Below are 16,697 nucleotides of genomic sequence, written 5' to 3' on the forward strand. Positions count from 1 at the left end.
ATCCTCACATGGTCAGCTCGGGGTGCAGCTTCGCCGGGGTGAGCCGGCGCGAGCGGCGGGCCGCCACGGTGGTCAGGGCCAACGCCGCCGCCGCGAAACCGGCGAGCACCAGCACCGCCAGCACCACCGGAGCATCCGCGCCGCCGTTGATGGTGTGCCGCAACCCGGCCACCACGTAGCTCATCGGCAGCCACGGGTGGATCGCCTGGAAGAAGCCGGGCGACGTCTGCACCGGGTAGGTGCCGCCCGAGGACGTGAGCTGCAGCATCAGCAGGGCCAGCGCGGCGAGCCGTCCCGCCGGGCCGAGCCGCGCGCCGAGCCACTGCATGATCGCGGTGAAGGCGAGCGCGACGAGCGCCAGCAGGCCCAGCGTCTCTGCGGGGCGCACCGGGTCCAGCCCGAGTGCCAGCGTCACCACCGCGAACAGCACCCCGGCCTGGGCCAGCCCCACCGCTGCGGCGGGCAGCCAGCCCGCCAGCGCGACCCGCCAGGCGGGTGCGCCGGACATCACGTGCCGCCGGTTGACCGGTCGCAGCAACATGTACGTGATCATCGCGCCGACCCAGAGCGCCAGACCGAGGAAGTACGGCGCGAAGCCCACCCCGTACGAGCCGGCCGGATGGCGCGCCGACCGGTCGAGCGACACCGGGTCACCGAGGACGCCGGAGCGGGCGTCGGCGTCGTCGTACCCCGGGATCTTCTTCTCCCCGGCGGTCAGGCCGGCGGCGAGATCGCCGGCACCGCCGCCCAGCCGGGTCAGCCCGGAGGCCAGGTCGCCGGCGCCGCTCTCCAGTCGGACCAGACCGTCGGCGAGCCGGTCGCTGCCGGTGCTGAGCTGGTTGAGCCCGCCGTCCAGCTCCCGGGCGCCGGTGGCCAGCCGGAACAGCCCGCCGCGCAGCTGCTCGGCGCCGGTCGCCGCGTCGCCGAGACCGTCACGCAACTCGGCGCTGCCGTCGGCGAGGGTGCCCAACCCGGCGGCCAGTTCGTCGACCTTGCCGCGCGCGTCGGCCACGTCGTCGGCCAGGTGCGGCGCCGCGTCCGCGATCTGCCGCGCCGTGGCGGCCACCGCGGTCATCCGCCTGCGCAGCGCGGTCAGGTCGGCCTGGTCGAGGCCGCCGACGACGGCCCGAGCCGCCTCGACGGTGGCCGCCGCGGCGGTCCGCGCGGCCGTGACGTTCGGATCGTCGGCCAGCTCCGGATGAGCGGCGACCAGGGCGTCCAGTCGGTCGCGCACCTTCTCCGCCTGGGTCAGGGCGGCCTGCGCCCGTTGCGGCAGTGCGTCCAGACCGTCGGCGAGGGACTGCGCGCCGTCGGCGATGGCCGTCGCCGACTCCTCGATCCGCTCGGCGTTGTCCCGCAGCACCGGCTCGATCCTCGCGGCCGCACCGTCCACCGTGCTGGCCACCGCGCGGGTGGCGGTGGCCGCCCGGGCCGTGCCGTCGGCGAGCTGCGCCGCGCCCGTCCGCAGCTGGTCCAGCCCGGCCGCCAGGTCGTCGGCGCCCCGTGCGCTCTGGTCCAGCCCGGCGGAGAGCCGGCCGGCACCGGCGGCCGAGGTGCCCAACCCGTCGGCGACCTGCCCGGCACCGGACGCCGACTCGTCCAGCCCGTCGGCGATCCGACCCGCGCCCGCCTGGGAGGTGCCCAACCCGTCGGCGAGCTGACCCGCGCCGTCGGCGGCGCGACCGGTCTCGGTCTTCGCGTCGGTGAAACCCACGAGCATCCTGGCGAAGTAACCCGACGCCGTGCTCTCCGCGGCCGCGGCCCGGATCTCGCTGAACGCGGATCGGGCGAGCAGGCCCGACAGGTAGTTGGTGGCGTCGTCGTTGACCACCTTCAGCTCACCCCGACGGGCCGGCTGACCGGGCTCGGGGCTCGCGGCAAGCGTCGCGGAGAAGTCCGCCGGAATGGAGAACACCAGGTGGTACCGGCCGCTGCGCAACCCCGCCGCCGCGTTCCCGGCATCGGTGACCTGCCACCCGAACACCCGCCGGTCGACCAACTCGTCGGTCAGATCCTGTCCGGCGTGCACCACCGACCCGTCGCCGGCCGTCGCCGGCCGGTCGGCGTTGACCAGGGCGACCGGTATCCGGTCGAGGTTCCCGTACGGATCCCAGAAGGCGTACAGGTAGAGCGCCCCGTAGAGCAGTGGCACGACGGTCAGCACGGCCAGCGCGGCGCGCGGCAGCCGTCCCCTGGTCATCCGGCGCAGCTCGAACCAGGCCAGTCGGACAACGCTCATCGGTTCACCTCGGCGTGGTGGTTGGCAGCGGCCCCGGCGGCGACCTCGTCGTCGGGGTCCGATCCGTGGGGTGGGTCGTCGGCACCGGGCTCGGAGGCGGCCGGAGCGGCGGCGGCCGGAGCGGCGGCGGTTGGGGCTCGGCCCAGCCGGTGCACGATCGACGGCGAGGTCATCTCCGCCTCCCGGGCGGTGACCACCACCGCGATGCCCCGATCGGTCAGCCGGCCGAGAATGGCCCGGAGCAGCGCGCGGTCCGCACCGTCCGTGCCCGCGTCGACGTCGTCGGCGAGGATCAGCCCCGGCCCACTCAGGGTAGCGAGCACCAGCCCGAGTATCTGGCGCTGCACCGGCGTCAGGTCCCGAGCTCGGCTGGCCGGGTCGAGCGGGACGTCCGTACCCAGTCCCGCGTCCTCGATCACGGCCGCGAGCGCGCCCTGCCGGCCCGCCCGCCAGCCCTGCCGCGGCAACCCTCGCCGGCCCGCCGGTCGAGCGGCCACCTCGCCGGACGACGAGCCCTGCTCTGGCTCGCTTCCGGCAGCGTCGGGGAGGCCGGCGCCCGCAGACGCGCTTGTGGTGACCGGACGAAGCGCGCTCGGCCCGCTGCGGTCAGCTCGCCGGCCGAGCAGGAGCAGCCGTTCGGCGACGTGCTCGGCGACCGTCAGCTCCGGATCGGGTTCGTGCACCCCGGCCACCTGGCCGAGCGCCGCCACCGCGTGACGCTCCACCCGTCCTTCGCTGGTGGGGAAGCGGTCCGCCAGGGCGAGGAGCAGAGACGTCCGTCCGCTACCGGGCACGCCGACGATCGTGTGCAGCTCACCCGCGTTCACCGCGAGGTCGACACCCCGAAAGACCCACCCCCGAGAGGTACGCAGGCCAAGACCTCTTGCCTCCACGACCACCATGATCACTCCGGTCACTGTACTGACTAGTCAGTCTAAAAACATGACCCAGCATAGGTGCGACAGGCGTGATCACCAAAAGATCGCCATACCGGGGCATCAACCAGCCCCGGACGCCCCGCTTTCACGGAACCCGAGTGGATCACCGCCCGCACGGCCCGCGTGGGCCGTGGCCGGTCGCGTGGGGTCGGTGGTTTGTCCGGCCGTGGGGGTTTGTCGGCTGGGGCCCGACCGCGCCTGCCGTGCCGGATGGGGGCCATGTCCGTCTCGGGGCCTTCTGCGCTGTGACCGGATGCACCCCGGCGGCGGAATCGTGGCCGGCCGGGGGTCGTTACACACCCTGACGATCGCAGGACCACCGCCGCCAGCCCGACCGGGCGGCCCCGGGGAATGACCCCCGGCAGCCGGTCGTTACATCCGGTCCCGGCGCCCCGAGCCCCCGCGCTTGGTAGGCCGCCGACACCGGCGCCGCGAGCCCCCGGGCTCGTAGGCCCCCAGACTTTTCTCCCGTGTGTTTGTGCAGCGCCGGACGAGGTGCTCACACCCTGCCCGCCGTTTTCCCCCTTTGGCGGTGTGGGTGTTTCTACCCCCGAAGGAGCTACCCCCATGACCACGATCTTCCGTAAGAGTGTGCTGTCCGTTGCGGGTCTCGCGTTCGCCGGTGGCGTGTTCGCCGGTCCGATCGCCGCCCACGCCGCTACCCCGGCCGTGGACGTCAAGCCCGTCGCGGTGGCGGTGCAGACGGGTGCGCCGAAGCCGCAGGGCGAGCAGTCGCACATCACCCTCAACGGTGAGCAGACCGCGAACGTGAAGGCGATCATCGCCGCGACGAAGAAGGCCGGCCTGCCCGAACGCGCCGCGGTGATCTCGATCGCGACGAGTTTGCAGGAGTCGAAGTTGGAGAACCTGGGTCACCTGGGTGACGCCAACGACCACGACTCGTTGGGCCTGTTCCAGCAGCGCCCGAGCTCCGGTTGGGGCACGCCGGAGCAGATCACCGATCCGGCCTACTCCACGACGGCGTTCCTCAAGGGCCTCACGCAGGTCGACGGTTGGCAGGACATGGCGCTGACCGACGCCGCGCAGACCGTGCAGGTGTCGGCCTACCCGGACGCCTACGCCCAGTGGGAACAGCAGGCCACCGACCTGGTCGGCCAGCACTGGAACAGCTGACACACCGAAGGCCGGCACCCGCACAGGGTGCCGGCCTTCGCCGTACCCAGACCGCGACCACCGGCACGAGCCGGGGCGCGAGGGCCGTTGCCTGCGATCACAAGGAACGCCGTGGGCAGAAGCCCACGCTCAGAAGAGGACGGTGGCGAGGGTGCCGACCGGGTGGAAGCCGCAGCGCTCGTACACCCGGCGGGCCGGAAGGTTGAAGTCGTTGACGTACAGGCTGACCGTGGGGGCGACCCGGAGCAGCGCGTCGCGTACCACTGCGGCCATGGCGCCGGCGGCGATGCCGCGACCCCGCCACTCCGGCGCGACCCACACGCCCTGGACCTGGGCGGTCCGTTTGGTCACGACGGCCAACTCGGCCTTGAACACGACCTTGCCGTCGACGAACCGGGCGTACGCGCGGCCGGCGCGGACCAGGTCGTTGACTCGTCGGCGGTAGCTACGACCGGCGTCCTCGGCCAGCGGGGAGACGCCGACCTCCTCGGTGTACATGGCGACGGCTGCCGGAAACAGTCGGTCGACCTCGCCGGAGCGGACGCGGCGCACCTCTGGATCGGCCGGTACGGCCGGCAGGGTGTCGGTGGCCAGGAGCGGCTGGTTGGGGCGGACGTCGCGGGCCGGGCCCCACGTGCCGGAGAGCCGGTCCCAGAGGCCGAGGACGGCGTCCGCGCGGCCGACGATGGAGGAACAGAGCCGCTCCTCCCCGGCGAGCAGATCGGCGAAGGCGGACACGGCGGCGTCGGTGGCGAGCACCGGCGTCAGGTTGCCGCCGAGCCAGCACAGCGATTCGAGGTTGCGCCGGGTGCCGTACCCCAGGATCCGCCCTTCGGCCCGCCACCAGGACAGCCCGCGCGCGGCGATGCGCTCGGCGACCTGCGCGCCCGCGAACGGGTCACGATCGAGCAGGCGCTCGACCGCGCGGCGCTCCGATTCCCCCAGTTGCCGTACCGGCACCGTCAGCACGACTACCAGCCTGCCAGATCCACCCTCCACCTCGCCGGCCGAGTGGCGAGCCCGGCCTCAGACGGCTGCAACCAGGGGCTTGTCGGCGATGCATTGCCGATATATCGTTGATGCATCAGCGACAGTACGACGAGAGGGAGAACCCGATGAGGTTCCATCGACAGCACCACGCGTTGCACGAGGCCCGGATGCGCGGATTCGGTTTCCCGCCGGTCCCGCCCGGCCCACACGGACACGGTCACGAGCACGGACACGGCGGCCCCTGGGGCGGTCGTGGACGGGGTCGGGGCCGGGGGCGACGCCCCAACGTCCGGGCGGCCGTGCTGGCTCTGCTCACCGAGCGGCCGATGCACGGCTACGAGATGATCCAGGAGATCGACTCCCGCACCGGCGGTGCGTGGCGACCCAGCCCCGGCTCGATCTATCCCACCCTCCAGTTGCTGGAGGACGAGGGCGTGATCGTCGCCAGCACGGAGGAGTCCGGTGGCGGCCGGAAGCGGTTCACGCTCACCGAGGCGGGTCAGGCGGAGGCCACCGAGGCCGCGCAGACCCCGGCGTGGGCGGACGTCGCCCAGGGCACGGTGAGCAGCTGGCACGACATCCGCGACTCCGGCGCGCAGGCGATGAACGCCCTGCGGCAGGTGATGATGAACGGCACCGACGACCAGCGTGAGCGGGCCGCCCAGGTGCTCGACGAAACCCGCCGCAAGCTGTATGCGATCCTCGCCGAATCCGAGTGACGCGCGCCAGCGCCACACGAGCACAGCGCACAGAAAAGCGGCCGCTCCCCGTGCGGGGAACGGCCGCTTTTCCACAAGGAAAATCAGTGCACGGTGACCGTCGGGCCGGTGACCAGCCCGCGCAGCTCCTCGGGAAGCTCGGCGCCCATCTCGTCGGCGATCCGCAGCGCCTCCTCGATCAGCGTCTCCACGATCTGCGCCTCGGGCACCGTCTTGACGACCTGCCCCTTGACGAAGATCTGGCCCTTGCCGTTGCCCGAGGCGACGCCGAGGTCGGCCTCGCGGGCCTCACCCGGACCGTTGACGACGCAGCCCATGACGGCGACCCGCAGCGGCACCGGCAGCCCTTCCAGGCCGGCGGTGACCTCCTCGGCGAGCTTGTACACGTCCACCTGGGCGCGCCCGCAGGACGGGCAGGAGACGATCTCCAGGCCGCGCTCGCGCAGACCCAGCGACTCCAGGATCTGGTTGCCGACCTTGATCTCCTCGACCGGCGGGGCGGACAGCGACACCCGGATGGTGTCGCCGATGCCCTCGGCGAGCAGGGCGCCGAAGGCGACCGCCGACTTGATGGTGCCCTGGAAGGCCGGGCCGGCCTCGGTGACGCCCAGGTGCAGCGGGTAGTCGCACTGTTCGGCGAGCTGCCGGTACGCGCGGATCATCACGACGGGGTCGTTGTGCTTGACCGAGATCTTGATGTCGCGGAAGCCGTGCTCCTCGAACAGCGAGCACTCCCACAGCGCCGACTCGACGAGCGCCTCGGCGGTCGCCTTGCCGTACTTGGACAGCAGCCGCTTGTCCAGGGAGCCGGCGTTGACGCCGATGCGGATCGGCACCCCCGCCGCCCCGGCGGCACGAGCGATCTCCTTGACCTTGTCGTCGAACTGGCGGATGTTGCCCGGGTTGACCCGGACGGCCGCGCAGCCGGCGTCGATGGCGGCGAAGACGTACTTGGGCTGGAAGTGGATGTCGGCGATGACCGGGATCTGCGACTTCTTGGCGATCGCCGGCAGGGCCTCGACGTCGTCCTGGGACGGCACCGCCACCCGGACGATCTGGCAGCCGGACGCGGTCAGTTCGGCGATCTGCTGGAGCGTGGCGTTGACGTCGGAGGTGAGGGTGGTGGTCATCGACTGCACGGACACCGGCGCACCGCCACCGACCGGCACCGAGCCGACCATGATCTGGCGGCTGGCGCGGCGGGGAGCGAGCGGCGGGGGCGGTACGGCCGGCATACCGAGACTGATTGCGGTCACTTCAGCACTCACCTTGGGAAGAGCGTGATCGGGTTGACGACGTCCGCGGTGATGGTCAGCAACGTGAACACGCCACCGATCAGGATCACCACGTACGTGAAGGGCATCAGTTTGAGGTAGTCGACGCGCCCGGGGTCGGCGCGGCCGATCTTCGCGTACAGCCAGGAGCGCGCCCGTTCGAACCAGGCGATGGCGATGTGGCCGCCGTCGAGCGGGAGCAGCGGCAGCAGGTTGAACACGCCGATGAAGAAGTTCAGCGAGATGAACAGGGTCACGAACAGCAGCCACGCCTTGTTGGCGAACGCCTCGCCACCGAGCCGGCTGGCGCCGACGACGCTGATCGGGGTGTCCACGTCACGTTCGCCGCCGGTGATGGCGGTCCACAGGGCGGGCACCTTCTGCGGCAGCCGCTGCAACGCCTGGACGGTGCCGACGGCCAACTCCTTGGTGAAGTCGCCGGTGGCGCCGAACGCGGCGACCGGCCCGTACGTCACGCGGGTCGGGGTGCTGGGCACGAGGCCGACGCCGAGCGCGGCGACGGGGGCGACGGTGCCCTTCGGGTCGTCGAGCGGCGGCCGCTGGGTCTGCGCGAGGACCGTGCTGGTCGTACCCGGCTGCCCATCGCGGACGTAGTCGAGCTTCGCGGTGTCGCCCGGCTTGAGCGCGCGCAGGGCGACGAGCAGCTCGCCGTAGTTGTTGATCGGCGTGCCGTTGACGGAGGTGATCCGGTCGCCGTCGCGCAGGTGCGCCTGGGCGGCGGGGCTGGCGGCGTCGCCGGGGGCGCAGGCCCGGGGTGCGCTGTCGGGGATCACGCAGTCGGACAGCGCGATCACCGCCGGCTCCTGGCGGATCTCCGCGTCGGTGGTGGGGAAGTTCTGGTTGGGCAGGCCGAGGGTGACGGCGGCGATCCAGATGGCGACCAGGGCCAGCGCGAAGTGGGTGATCGAGCCCGCGGACATGACGATCGTCCGCTTCCAGACCGGGTAGCGCCACATCGCGCGCGGCTCGTCGGCCGGGTCGACGTCGTCGTCCTGCGCGGTCATCCCGACGATCTTGCAGAAGCCGCCGAGCGGAATGCCCTTGATGCCGTACTCCGTCTCGCCCCGCTTGAACGACCAGAGGGTCGGACCGAAGCCGACGAAGTACTTGGTGACCTTCATCCCGAATGCCTTGGCGGTCACCATGTGACCGGCCTCGTGCAGGCTCACCGAGACGAGAATGGCCAGGGCGAAGAGCGCCACCCCGAGCAGGTTAGCCATCAAGCTCCTTCCACCGAACCCGCGATGATCTCCTGGGCGTGCGCGCGCGCCCACGACTCGGCCGCGAGCACGTCCTCGACGGTACCTGGTTCGGCGAAGTCCGGAGCGTCCTCCAACACCCGCTCGAGGGTGTCGACGATCCCCAGGAACGGCAGTCGACCGGCCACGAAGGCCGCCACGCACTCCTCGTTCGCCGCGTTGTAGATCGCCGGGCGGCACCGCCCGGCCTCCCCGGCGGCCTTGGCCAGCGCCACGGCCGGGAACGCGGCGTCGTCCAGCGGCGCGAACTCCCAGGTGTGCGCGGCCGTCCAGTCAACGGCGGAGGCGGCGTCGGGCACCCGGTCCGGCCAGCCGATGCCCAGCGCGATGGGCAGCCGCATGTCCGGTGGGCTGGCCTGGGCGATCGTCGACCCGTCGACGAACTCGACCATCGAGTGGATCACCGACTGGGGGTGCACCATCACGGTGATGTCGGCGTAGGGCACGTCGAACAACTCGTGCGCCTCGATCACCTCCAGCGCCTTGTTGACCATGGTCGCGGAGTTGATCGTGACGACCGGTCCCATGTTCCACGTCGGGTGCGCGAGCGCCTGCTCGGGTGTGACCTGCGTCAACTCGTCGCGCCGCCGACCCCGGAACGGCCCGCCGCTGGCCGTGACGACCAACCGTCGCACCTCACCGCGCGTCCCGGACCGCAGGCACTGGGCCAGCGCCGAATGCTCCGAGTCGACCGGCACGATCTGCCCCGGCCGCGTCACCGCGGCCTTCACCAGCGGGCCGCCGGCGACGAGCGACTCCTTGTTGGCCAGGGCGAGGGTACGACCACCGCGCAGTGCGGCCAGCGTAGGAGCGAGGCCCAGCGAGCCCACCACCCCGTTGAGCACGACGTCGCACGGCCACTGCGCCAACTCGGTCATCGCGTCCGGGCCGGCCACGATCTTGGGAAGCTTGAAGTCACCGGTGGCCCACCCACGCCTGCTCGCCTCGGCGTAGAACGCGAGCTGGAGGTCCTGCGCGGCGGACGCCTTGGCCACCCCGACCACCTCGACGCCCAACTCCAGGGCCTGCGCGGCGAGCAGCTCGACGTTGCCGCCGCCCGCACCCACGGCGACCACCCGGAACCGGTCCGGGTTACGCCGGACGATGTCGACGGCCTGCGTGCCGATCGAACCGGTGGAACCGAGCAGGACGAGGTCGCGGGGGGAAGTCACGAGGCCATTCTTCCCCACCGCCGCTGAACGCCCGCTGGGAGCCTCAGCCGTCGCCCTCCGCGCTCGCGGCGCTGATCAACTCCAGATCGCCGATGTCGGGGTATCCCCAGCTCTCGGACACCCCCACATCGCCGACACCGTGTCGATCAAGAAGTGCCACCGGCCGAGTCGGTCGCGGCTACATCCGTCGGCCCCTCCTCGTCCAGTAGTTCTGCCGGGTCGATGGCGAACTCGAACGGCTCCCGCATCGCGAAGATGCTTCCTGCCGCAGCGGCGGCCAACGGCCGGTACTCCCCGTCGACCAACTCGAACAGAGTGATGGTCGGCACCCGGTTGCGCAGGTCCACCCGCAGGAAGAACGGCACACCGGCGGCGGCGTACTCCCGGGGTCGATCGATCACGTCCTTGCGTCGATTTCCGGGGGACACGATCTCCCCCAGCAGCACCGCCTCGGCGATGGGAACCGTCGTACGGCCACCACCTGATGTGCGCAGCACAGCGATGCCCGGAATGAAGAGATCATCCCCGGAGAGGACGTTGATCTCCGGATAGACCCAGAATCCGGCCTTCCGCGCAGCACGGTGCAGCACATATGGCAGCTCCCGCTCGACCGACTGATGATCGATTCCCGCGTGTGGTGTCACGATCACGCTTCCGCTCAGGACCTCAACCTTGGGGCCGTTGGTCTCCGGCAACAGGTCGAGGGCGAGCTGCGCGGTCCACGGCTCGTCGTGCCACCGCAGCACGTCGAACGACGGCTCGGTGTGCTGCGGCGCCGGCTCCGGTGCGAACGCTGCCTGGGCCATCCGGGCTCACCCCCTCAGCGGGACATTCTGCTCAGCTCAGCCTAGCCACCGCAGCCCTCAGAACGCGTCATCGCACACCCAGTCCGACAACCCAAGTGACTCACGGTCAACCGCACTGATCCTGATCGACGAGCCGGGGTGGCACGACCCCGTCGCCGTAATTGGAGGCAAGGGTTGCGGCCCACACGTCCGGGACGGTCCAACCGGGAAACGCCAGCGGGAGGTACTCCTGCAGCGCGCCGGATGCGTCCAGCATGGGCCCGAACTGCTCCTGCCATTCGCCGCGCACCGCCGAGGTGGGAAACCCCCGGATGACCGCCACTTCGGGATCCCGCTAGCGGCGGGTGGTGAACTGCCTTGCACGGGTCGCCACGACGAAGTCGGACCAGGCCGACTCGGTGAAGGTCAGCGCCGGCCCCTGCCGGTCCTTGCTGTCGCGTACGCCGACCGTCTCGGCGAACCCCGCCACCTCGACGCAATCGCCCTCACTGCCGGACCGGGTCGACGTACGCCAGACTCCGTCACGCACCATCGGTCATCTCCTTCGCCATGGCCGCGATCGACTCGCGGGACTCGTCGGCGCTGAGCGCCCGCTCGCCGAGGGAGCGCCACGCGTCTTCGTAGATCTCGATCTCGTGGGTCTTGTCAAGGTAGACCGCGCCGCACGGCCCGTCCATGTAGATCGTCGTCGGCTCCGGCTCGCGCACGTCGGACGGGAAGTCGAGCATCGTGAAGGTGCCGGACTGTGCCCAGCGGACCAGCCCCGCATCGAACGGCAGCACCCGGATGCCGATGTTGTGCTGCCGCGACGACACCACAAGCGACTCCAGTTGCCGGGCCATCGCCGCACGATCGCGCAGTGGGCGGCGCAGCACCGCCTCGCTCAGGATGACGTCGAGGCGTGGAGCCCGGGGCACCGCCCGAGCCAGCAGGCGCTGGCGGCGAAGCCGCACGTCGACCTTCGCCTGACGCTCCGACTCGCCCAACTGCGGCTGGTCGGTGGCGATCAGCTCGGTCATGTACTCGACCGTCTGCAACAAGCCCGGGATGAGATCGGCTTCGTACTTCCGAATCCTCGTGGCGGCGGCTTCCAGGCCGACGTACAGCTTGAACCAGTCCTTGATCGCCTCGCCGTAGCTGTGCCACCAGCCGTGCGCCTTGGTCTCCCGGGCCAGCGCCCGCATCGTCTCGATCGTCTCCGGGGACGCGCCGTAGACGCGGCACATGGCCGCCACATCGTTCGGGTGCATGGAGACCTGCCCGGTCTCGTACCGCCAGATCCGGGGTGCCGACCACTCCAATTCCTTGGCCGCCGCGGTGACTGTCACATACGCGTTTTCGCGAAGCTCTCTCAGGTATCTGCCGAGCTGCCTCCGTGGAACTGTGCTGCCGGAGTCGTCCACGTCATCTCCCTGACTGTCGTCGCGTTAGGCACCTCGTCCCTTGGTCCGCATTCTGCTCCGAAAGATTGCGCCAGGCCACCATCAGAATGACCATCGTTGATGACCGCGAATCCGCGAAGTCCCACCGAAGGACGGCCATGGACTCGACTGACGAACGCACCGATGATCTGCCGATGCCGCCCTACGTGACCACCGAGGACGTCGTGTTCGCGGTGCGGGCGGTCACCGTGCACGCCCCCGAGCAGCGGCCCGACGGTCAGCGATGCCGCAAGGACCAGGCAGCACATCCGTGCCGGCTGCACCGCTGGGGCCGTCGCGTCCTGGAGCAGCGTGGTCTGACTGACGAGCAGGTACAGACGCTGATCGCCGGAGGAACGGTGGCATTGCGATGACCTTCGCGACCGGGGACCGCCTGCCGCCACGGTGGATCATTCACCTGCCGACCACGTTGACCAGCCTCGACGAGGTCACCGCCCTGGCCGTGGCGCTGCGCGACTCGCTCGGCCATCTCAGCGTTCTCGACTTCGGCGAGACCACGCTCAGCGAGGAGGACGCGCAGTTTCTGCGTACCCGGGTGTTCTGCGACGCCAAGCTCGACGGCACCGGCCGCTGCCGGCGGCCCGATGCCCACGGCGGACCCTGCGCCGCAATGATCGACTCGACTTTGTGGAAGTCGGGGTGTCCGCAGCACACGGACACCCCGACTTCGGCGAAAGCGTGGTGATCAGGCGATGGGTGGAACGGTCGGGGACCACCGCAGTGGCCCCCGACCGGGTTCAGCCGCCGTTGATGACGAACTGTGAGCCCGGCTGGATGACGATGGTGCCGTCGGCCGAGTTGGTGATGGCGACGTTCGGCATGTTGCCACCGCCGTTCTTGAACTGGATGCCGTCGTACGTCGAATCGACGATGTCGGTGTCGCGGATGGTGACCCCGACGATGTCCCGGGTCGCGGGGAACAGCGTGATCGCACCGAACTCCTGGTCCTCGTTCCAGAAGGCGCCGCCGGTGCGGTAGAGCCCGTTGTTGGCGATCAGCGTCGTCCCGGAGAAGGGCAGCGGGTCGTGGTCGGTCGCCAGCATGATGCCCGGGTAGTTGGCGGTGTCGTAGATCAGGTTGTTCTCGATCGAGTTGTCGTAGCCGCCGTAGATGGCGATGCCGTTGGCCCGCCAGGGCAGTTGGATGGTGTTGTTGACGAAGTGGTTGTCGTGGGCGATGTCGACGGTGCGGTCCTTGACGTACGGGTTGGCCCAGACCGCGAGCGCGTCGTCTCCGGTGGTGCGGAACGACGAGTTGAACACCCGCGAGTTGCGCGTGCCGTTGCTCAGGTTGATGCCGTCGGCGTACGTGTCGCGGATCCGCATGCCGCGCGCTCAGGCGCCCGGTGCCGCCAGGACGAACGTCTCCAGTTCCTCGCCGCCGTACCAGTCGCTGCGCCGGCCCACGTGGGCCATGCCGAGTCGCCGGCACACCGCCATCGACGCGTCGTTGCCGGGCGAGACGACCGCGTAGATCTCCGAGGTGCCGGCGGCGAACTCCCGTGCGACGAGCGTCCGCGCCGCCTCGGTGGCGTACCCGTGACCCCACGAGTCCGGGTGCAGGTGCCAACCCACCTCGATGTCCTCGGTACGCCGTGTCTCATCGCGACCCGGCAGCGGCTTGAGCAGCGCCGTGCCTACCACCCGGCCGGTGTCGCGTACCTCGATCGCCCAGGTGCCGTACCGGCCGTGGTCGGCGGCGTGCCGCTCCTGCCACACGCGCAGCCGCTCGGCGGCCTGGCTCGAGTCGCTCATCGGCAGGCCGGGAACTCCCAACCAGCGGGTGACCTCCGGGCGGGAGTAGATGTCGTAGATCCGGGCCAGATCGGCCGGGTCTGCGGTCCAATCACGCAGGATCAGGCGTTCGGTGGTGAGACCAGTCATGACCGGCGATCTTAAGGAGTGACGGCCACGGCGATGGGGAAAGAGATCACGATGGGCAGCGGATGGCAGCGGGCGAAGCGGATCACCAGCGCCGCGTTCCGCCCGGTGCGCGGACGAGACCTGTCGCTGCACGCCGCCGCGATCACCTTCTACGGGGCGATCGCGGTGGTGCCGGTCGCCCTGCTGGCCATCTGGCTCACCTCGCTGATCGCCGGGGCCGAGCGGGTACGCCGGCTCACCTCGTACGCCGTGGAGGCGCTGCCCACCGCGATCGGCGCGCCCCGGGCGGTGGAGGCACTGGTCGACGCCGGGGTGGAGCTGACCCCGCTGCTGGCCCTGGCCTCGGTCCTGCCCGCGTCGCTGTACGGCGAGGGCCTGCGCCGGGCGTTCGTCTCGGTGGCGGCACCCCGCACCGACGAGCACCTGGTGGGCTGGCGAGGCCGGCTGTTGCTGCTGCCGCTGCTCGCGCCGGCTCCCGCGTTACTACTGTCGATCCTGCTGGCGCTGCCGCTCACCACCCGCCTCGTGCGGCAGGGCGGCTGGGTCGGCGTGCTCGGGGTGGTGCTGTCGTTCCTGGCGGTCTGGCTGGTGCTCACTCCGGTGCTGGTGTGGGTGTTCCGGGTGGTCGGGCCGGCATCGCCGGACTGGCTCTCCACCCTCGGGATCGGGTCGTTCACGGCCGCGAACCTCTCCGGCTTCCTGCACGGATTCGTGCTCTTCGCCTCGTTCCCCCTGGATTTGGGGGTGCCCTTCGGCGGCTTCGACGAGATCGGCGCCGGTGTGGCCGTCCTCCTGTGGCTGTACCTGTTCCACGTGATCGTCCTCGCGGGCTACTCCGCGACCCTGGCCCTCTCCCGCTGGCGCGCACACCGCTCCCCGGGATGATCAGGGGGTGGCGAGGGCTTCGGTGGGGGTCAGGCGGGCCGCGCGGATCGACGGGTACACCCCGGCGGCCATGCCCACCAGCAGGGCGCCGCCGATCCCGCCGACCACCGAGGTCACCGGGATGGTCGGGGGCCAGCCCTGATAACTGGCGTAGCCGGTCGTCGCGAGCAGCCCGAGCAGCGCACCGGCCGCACCACCGAGCACGGACAGCAGCACCGACTCGGTGAGGAACTGCACCCGGATCTGGCCACGGTTCGCGCCGAGCGCCCGACGCAGGCCGATCTCCCGACGGCGCTCCAGCACCGAGATGACCATCGTGTTGGCCACCCCGATCCCACCCACCAGCAGCGCCACCGCCGCCAACCCGAGAAACAGCGCGGAGAACGTGCTCTCGGTGGCCCGTTTCGCGGCGAGCGCGTCAGAGGGGCGACTGACCTGGACCAGGCCGGGCAGCTGCGGGTTGAGGGTGGCCGGCAGCACCGCGCGGACGTTCTCCAACGCGTCCTCGCGGGCCCGCACGTACACCACCGTGGGGTGACCGTCGAAGCCGAGCAGGTCCCGGGCGGCGTCCCAACCGACCAGCACCGACCGGTCGAGGTCCGGTGCGATAGGCAACGGCTCCAGTACGCCGATCACGGTGAACCAGCGCTCGGCGATGCGCACCTGGGGCGGCTGGGCCGGGTCCACGGTGCTGAACCCGAGACGGCTCGCGGCCACGTAACCGAGGACGGCGGTCGGCAGCTTCGCCGTGCCGTCGTCGAGGAAACGGCCGGTGCGGACCCGGCCGTTGACCGTGTCCAGCAGGTCCGGCCGCGTGGCCAGCGTGGCGAGCCCCGCCGTGTCGTACCTGTCCACCAGGTCGTTGCGGCGGACCGCGACGTGCGTGTTCGCGACGGCGCTCACCGTCTCGACCGGCCCGATCCGGTCCACCATCGCAACGGATTCCTCGGGCAGCAGCACTGGCGGATCCCGATCCGGCACCGGCTCGGCGCGCAGCAGATTCGTGCCGAGGGCGGAGAGCTGATTCATCAGGTCACGCTGACTGGACGCCGGGATGCCCACCACCACGATCATCGTGGCGATGCCGATGGAGATGCCCAGGGCGGAGAGGACCGCCCGCATCCGCCGGGTGGTGAGCCCGAGCAGACCGAGCCGGAGTACGTCGGTCGGGGCGAGCCGGGGTGGCCGGCCACCGTGTGCCGGCTTCTGCGTGCTCATCCGCGGCTCCTGTCAACGGTGTCGGAGACGATCCGCCCGTCGCGGATGTCCACCTGTCGGGGCGTACGGGCGGCGAGGTCCCGATCGTGGGTGATGACGGCGATGGTGGTGCCCTCCGCGTGCAACGCCAGCAGCAGAGCCAGCACCGCCTCCCCGTTGGCGGTGTCCAGGGCGCCGGTCGGCTCGTCGGCCAGCACCAACGCCGGATCGTTGACCAGCGCCCGCGCTATCGCCACCCGCTGCCGCTCCCCACCGGAAAGCTGGTGCGGCAGGTGGTCGACCCGGTGCGCCAGGCCGACCCGCGCCAACGCGTCGATCGCCGTACGGCGCCGCCGACGACGGGGTACGCCGGCGTAGAGCAGCCCGGTGGCGACGTTCTCGGCGGCGTCGAGCCCTCCGACGAGGTGGAACTGCTGAAACACGAAGCCGAGCCACCGGCCGCGCAGCGCGGAGAGCCGACGGTCGGACAGGTCGGTGACCTCCTGCCCGGCGATGCGTACCCGCCCGCTGGTGGGCAGGTCGAGGGTGCCCATGATGTTGAGCAGGGTCGACTTGCCGGAACCGGACGGTCCGACGATCGCGAGCAGTTCACCGGCGCGGACGGTCAGCGAAACGTCGTCCAACGCGGTGACACCATCCGGGTACGTCCGGCTCACCCGGTCGATGCTGAGGACCGGTTCCGCGTACACCGGGATGACCTCGGTCGGCGCGTCCCCG

Annotated in this window: 19 protein-coding genes; 5 read left to right on the forward strand and 14 right to left on the reverse strand. The window is 71.0% G+C overall.

Features of this window, described 5'->3' with window-relative positions; all coding sequences use genetic code 11:
• Positions 1-4: 4 nt before the first annotated feature.
• On the reverse strand, positions 5-2,239 hold the full coding sequence (locus O7620_RS16650) for a YhgE/Pip domain-containing protein (RefSeq protein ID WP_278123720.1): 2,235 nt from the start codon (positions 2,237-2,239) through the stop codon (positions 5-7).
• Entirely contained in the window at positions 2,236-3,141 is a 906-nt protein-coding gene (locus O7620_RS16655; protein ID WP_278127036.1) for an ATP-binding cassette domain-containing protein, read from the reverse strand. Before O7620_RS16655 ends, O7620_RS16650 begins: the two co-directional genes overlap by 4 nt.
• Positions 3,142-3,744: 603 nt before the next feature.
• On the opposite strand from O7620_RS16655, the gene O7620_RS16660 reads away from it, so the two are divergent.
• The gene (locus tag O7620_RS16660; protein ID WP_278123721.1) at positions 3,745-4,311 is read left to right on the forward strand and encodes a hypothetical protein; all 567 of its coding nucleotides are present in this window, start codon (positions 3,745-3,747) and stop codon (positions 4,309-4,311) included.
• A gap of 129 nt (positions 4,312-4,440) precedes the next feature.
• On the opposite strand, the gene O7620_RS16665 is transcribed toward O7620_RS16660, so the two are convergent.
• Positions 4,441-5,280, reverse strand: coding sequence for a DUF4081 domain-containing GNAT family N-acetyltransferase (locus O7620_RS16665; protein WP_278123722.1), 840 nt, complete (start codon positions 5,278-5,280; stop codon positions 4,441-4,443).
• A gap of 146 nt (positions 5,281-5,426) precedes the next feature.
• Here O7620_RS16665 and O7620_RS16670 point away from each other — a divergent pair, with 146 nt between their 5' ends.
• Complete coding sequence (locus O7620_RS16670; RefSeq protein WP_278123723.1) at positions 5,427-6,020, forward strand: PadR family transcriptional regulator; 594 nt, start codon at positions 5,427-5,429, stop codon at positions 6,018-6,020.
• An 83-nt stretch (positions 6,021-6,103) separates the two neighbouring features.
• Here O7620_RS16670 and ispG read toward each other — a convergent pair whose 3' ends face one another.
• From ispG to O7620_RS16705, 7 genes are all read right to left on the reverse strand, one after another.
• Positions 6,104-7,276: a flavodoxin-dependent (E)-4-hydroxy-3-methylbut-2-enyl-diphosphate synthase gene (gene ispG / locus O7620_RS16675; protein WP_278123724.1), complete on the reverse strand. Its 1,173-nt coding sequence runs from the start codon at positions 7,274-7,276 to the stop codon at positions 6,104-6,106.
• Positions 7,277-7,284: 8 nt separating this feature from the next.
• Positions 7,285-8,535, reverse strand: coding sequence for a site-2 protease family protein (locus O7620_RS16680; RefSeq protein ID WP_278123725.1), 1,251 nt, complete (start codon positions 8,533-8,535; stop codon positions 7,285-7,287).
• Complete coding sequence (dxr, locus tag O7620_RS16685) at positions 8,535-9,746, reverse strand: 1-deoxy-D-xylulose-5-phosphate reductoisomerase (RefSeq protein ID WP_151488181.1); 1,212 nt, start codon at positions 9,744-9,746, stop codon at positions 8,535-8,537. Before dxr ends, O7620_RS16680 begins: the two co-directional genes overlap by 1 nt.
• A 146-nt stretch (positions 9,747-9,892) precedes the next feature.
• Entirely contained in the window at positions 9,893-10,552 is a 660-nt protein-coding gene (locus tag O7620_RS16690; protein ID WP_278123726.1) for a Uma2 family endonuclease, read from the reverse strand.
• A 106-nt stretch (positions 10,553-10,658) separates the two neighbouring features.
• Entirely contained in the window at positions 10,659-10,874 is a 216-nt protein-coding gene (locus O7620_RS16695) for a hypothetical protein (protein WP_278123727.1), read from the reverse strand.
• Positions 10,875-10,886: 12 nt separating this feature from the next.
• The gene (locus tag O7620_RS16700) at positions 10,887-11,084 is read right to left on the reverse strand and encodes a DUF397 domain-containing protein (RefSeq protein ID WP_151488184.1); all 198 of its coding nucleotides are present in this window, start codon (positions 11,082-11,084) and stop codon (positions 10,887-10,889) included.
• Positions 11,074-11,955 (reverse strand): helix-turn-helix transcriptional regulator, encoded by an 882-nt coding sequence (locus tag O7620_RS16705; protein WP_278123728.1) that lies wholly within the window; start codon positions 11,953-11,955, stop codon positions 11,074-11,076. The genes O7620_RS16700 and O7620_RS16705 overlap by 11 nt, the downstream gene beginning before the upstream one ends.
• Before the next feature lie 86 nt (positions 11,956-12,041).
• Here O7620_RS16705 and O7620_RS16710 point away from each other — a divergent pair, with 86 nt between their 5' ends.
• A complete protein-coding gene (locus O7620_RS16710; RefSeq protein WP_347403770.1) occupies positions 12,042-12,347 on the forward strand; it encodes a hypothetical protein in 306 nt (101 codons plus the stop codon).
• On the forward strand, positions 12,344-12,679 hold the full coding sequence (locus tag O7620_RS16715) for a hypothetical protein (protein WP_278123729.1): 336 nt from the start codon (positions 12,344-12,346) through the stop codon (positions 12,677-12,679). Before O7620_RS16710 ends, O7620_RS16715 begins: the two co-directional genes overlap by 4 nt.
• 52 nt (positions 12,680-12,731) lie before the next feature.
• Here the strand turns inward: O7620_RS16715 and O7620_RS16720 are convergent, their stop codons facing one another.
• Together O7620_RS16720 and O7620_RS16725 are read right to left on the reverse strand one after the other, a co-directional pair.
• Positions 12,732-13,319 (reverse strand): hypothetical protein, encoded by a 588-nt coding sequence (locus O7620_RS16720; protein WP_278123730.1) that lies wholly within the window; start codon positions 13,317-13,319, stop codon positions 12,732-12,734.
• Between the two features lie 9 nt (positions 13,320-13,328).
• Positions 13,329-13,877, reverse strand: coding sequence for a GNAT family N-acetyltransferase (locus tag O7620_RS16725; RefSeq protein WP_278123731.1), 549 nt, complete (start codon positions 13,875-13,877; stop codon positions 13,329-13,331).
• A 51-nt stretch (positions 13,878-13,928) separates the two neighbouring features.
• Here O7620_RS16725 and O7620_RS16730 point away from each other — a divergent pair, with 51 nt between their 5' ends.
• The gene (locus tag O7620_RS16730) at positions 13,929-14,762 is read left to right on the forward strand and encodes a YhjD/YihY/BrkB family envelope integrity protein (RefSeq protein WP_278127038.1); all 834 of its coding nucleotides are present in this window, start codon (positions 13,929-13,931) and stop codon (positions 14,760-14,762) included.
• On the opposite strand, the gene O7620_RS16735 is transcribed toward O7620_RS16730, so the two are convergent.
• Both O7620_RS16735 and O7620_RS16740 read right to left on the reverse strand, forming a co-directional pair.
• Entirely contained in the window at positions 14,763-15,980 is a 1,218-nt protein-coding gene (locus tag O7620_RS16735; RefSeq protein ID WP_278123732.1) for an ABC transporter permease, read from the reverse strand. It abuts the gene before it with no gap.
• Positions 15,977-16,669 carry an ABC transporter ATP-binding protein gene (locus O7620_RS16740; RefSeq protein ID WP_278127039.1) on the reverse strand — a complete coding sequence of 231 codons (693 nt, stop codon included), beginning with the start codon at positions 16,667-16,669 and terminating at the stop codon, positions 15,977-15,979. The genes O7620_RS16735 and O7620_RS16740 overlap by 4 nt, the downstream gene beginning before the upstream one ends.
• Positions 16,670-16,697 lie beyond the last annotated feature (28 nt).

Source organism: Micromonospora sp. WMMD710 (assembly GCF_029626045.1).
GTDB lineage: Bacteria > Actinomycetota > Actinomycetes > Mycobacteriales > Micromonosporaceae > Micromonospora.

Coding starts and splice junctions, on each gene's coding strand:
- O7620_RS16655 (WP_278127036.1), bottom strand. CDS start 3,141: ATGGTGGTCGTGGAGGCAAGAGGTCTTGGCCTGCGTACCTCTCGGGGG.
- O7620_RS16720 (WP_278123730.1), bottom strand. CDS start 13,319: ATGCGGATCCGCGACACGTACGCCGACGGCATCAACCTGAGCAACGGC.
- O7620_RS16660 (WP_278123721.1), top strand. CDS start 3,745: ATGACCACGATCTTCCGTAAGAGTGTGCTGTCCGTTGCGGGTCTCGCG.
- O7620_RS16710 (WP_347403770.1), top strand. CDS start 12,042: ATGACCATCGTTGATGACCGCGAATCCGCGAAGTCCCACCGAAGGACG.
- O7620_RS16680 (WP_278123725.1), bottom strand. CDS start 8,535: ATGGCTAACCTGCTCGGGGTGGCGCTCTTCGCCCTGGCCATTCTCGTC.
- O7620_RS16700 (WP_151488184.1), bottom strand. CDS start 11,084: ATGGTGCGTGACGGAGTCTGGCGTACGTCGACCCGGTCCGGCAGTGAG.
- O7620_RS16735 (WP_278123732.1), bottom strand. CDS start 15,980: ATGAGCACGCAGAAGCCGGCACACGGTGGCCGGCCACCCCGGCTCGCC.
- O7620_RS16725 (WP_278123731.1), bottom strand. CDS start 13,877: ATGACTGGTCTCACCACCGAACGCCTGATCCTGCGTGATTGGACCGCA.
- O7620_RS16690 (WP_278123726.1), bottom strand. CDS start 10,552: ATGGCCCAGGCAGCGTTCGCACCGGAGCCGGCGCCGCAGCACACCGAG.
- O7620_RS16670 (WP_278123723.1), top strand. CDS start 5,427: ATGAGGTTCCATCGACAGCACCACGCGTTGCACGAGGCCCGGATGCGC.
- O7620_RS16715 (WP_278123729.1), top strand. CDS start 12,344: ATGACCTTCGCGACCGGGGACCGCCTGCCGCCACGGTGGATCATTCAC.
- O7620_RS16650 (WP_278123720.1), bottom strand. CDS start 2,239: ATGAGCGTTGTCCGACTGGCCTGGTTCGAGCTGCGCCGGATGACCAGG.
- O7620_RS16730 (WP_278127038.1), top strand. CDS start 13,929: ATGGGCAGCGGATGGCAGCGGGCGAAGCGGATCACCAGCGCCGCGTTC.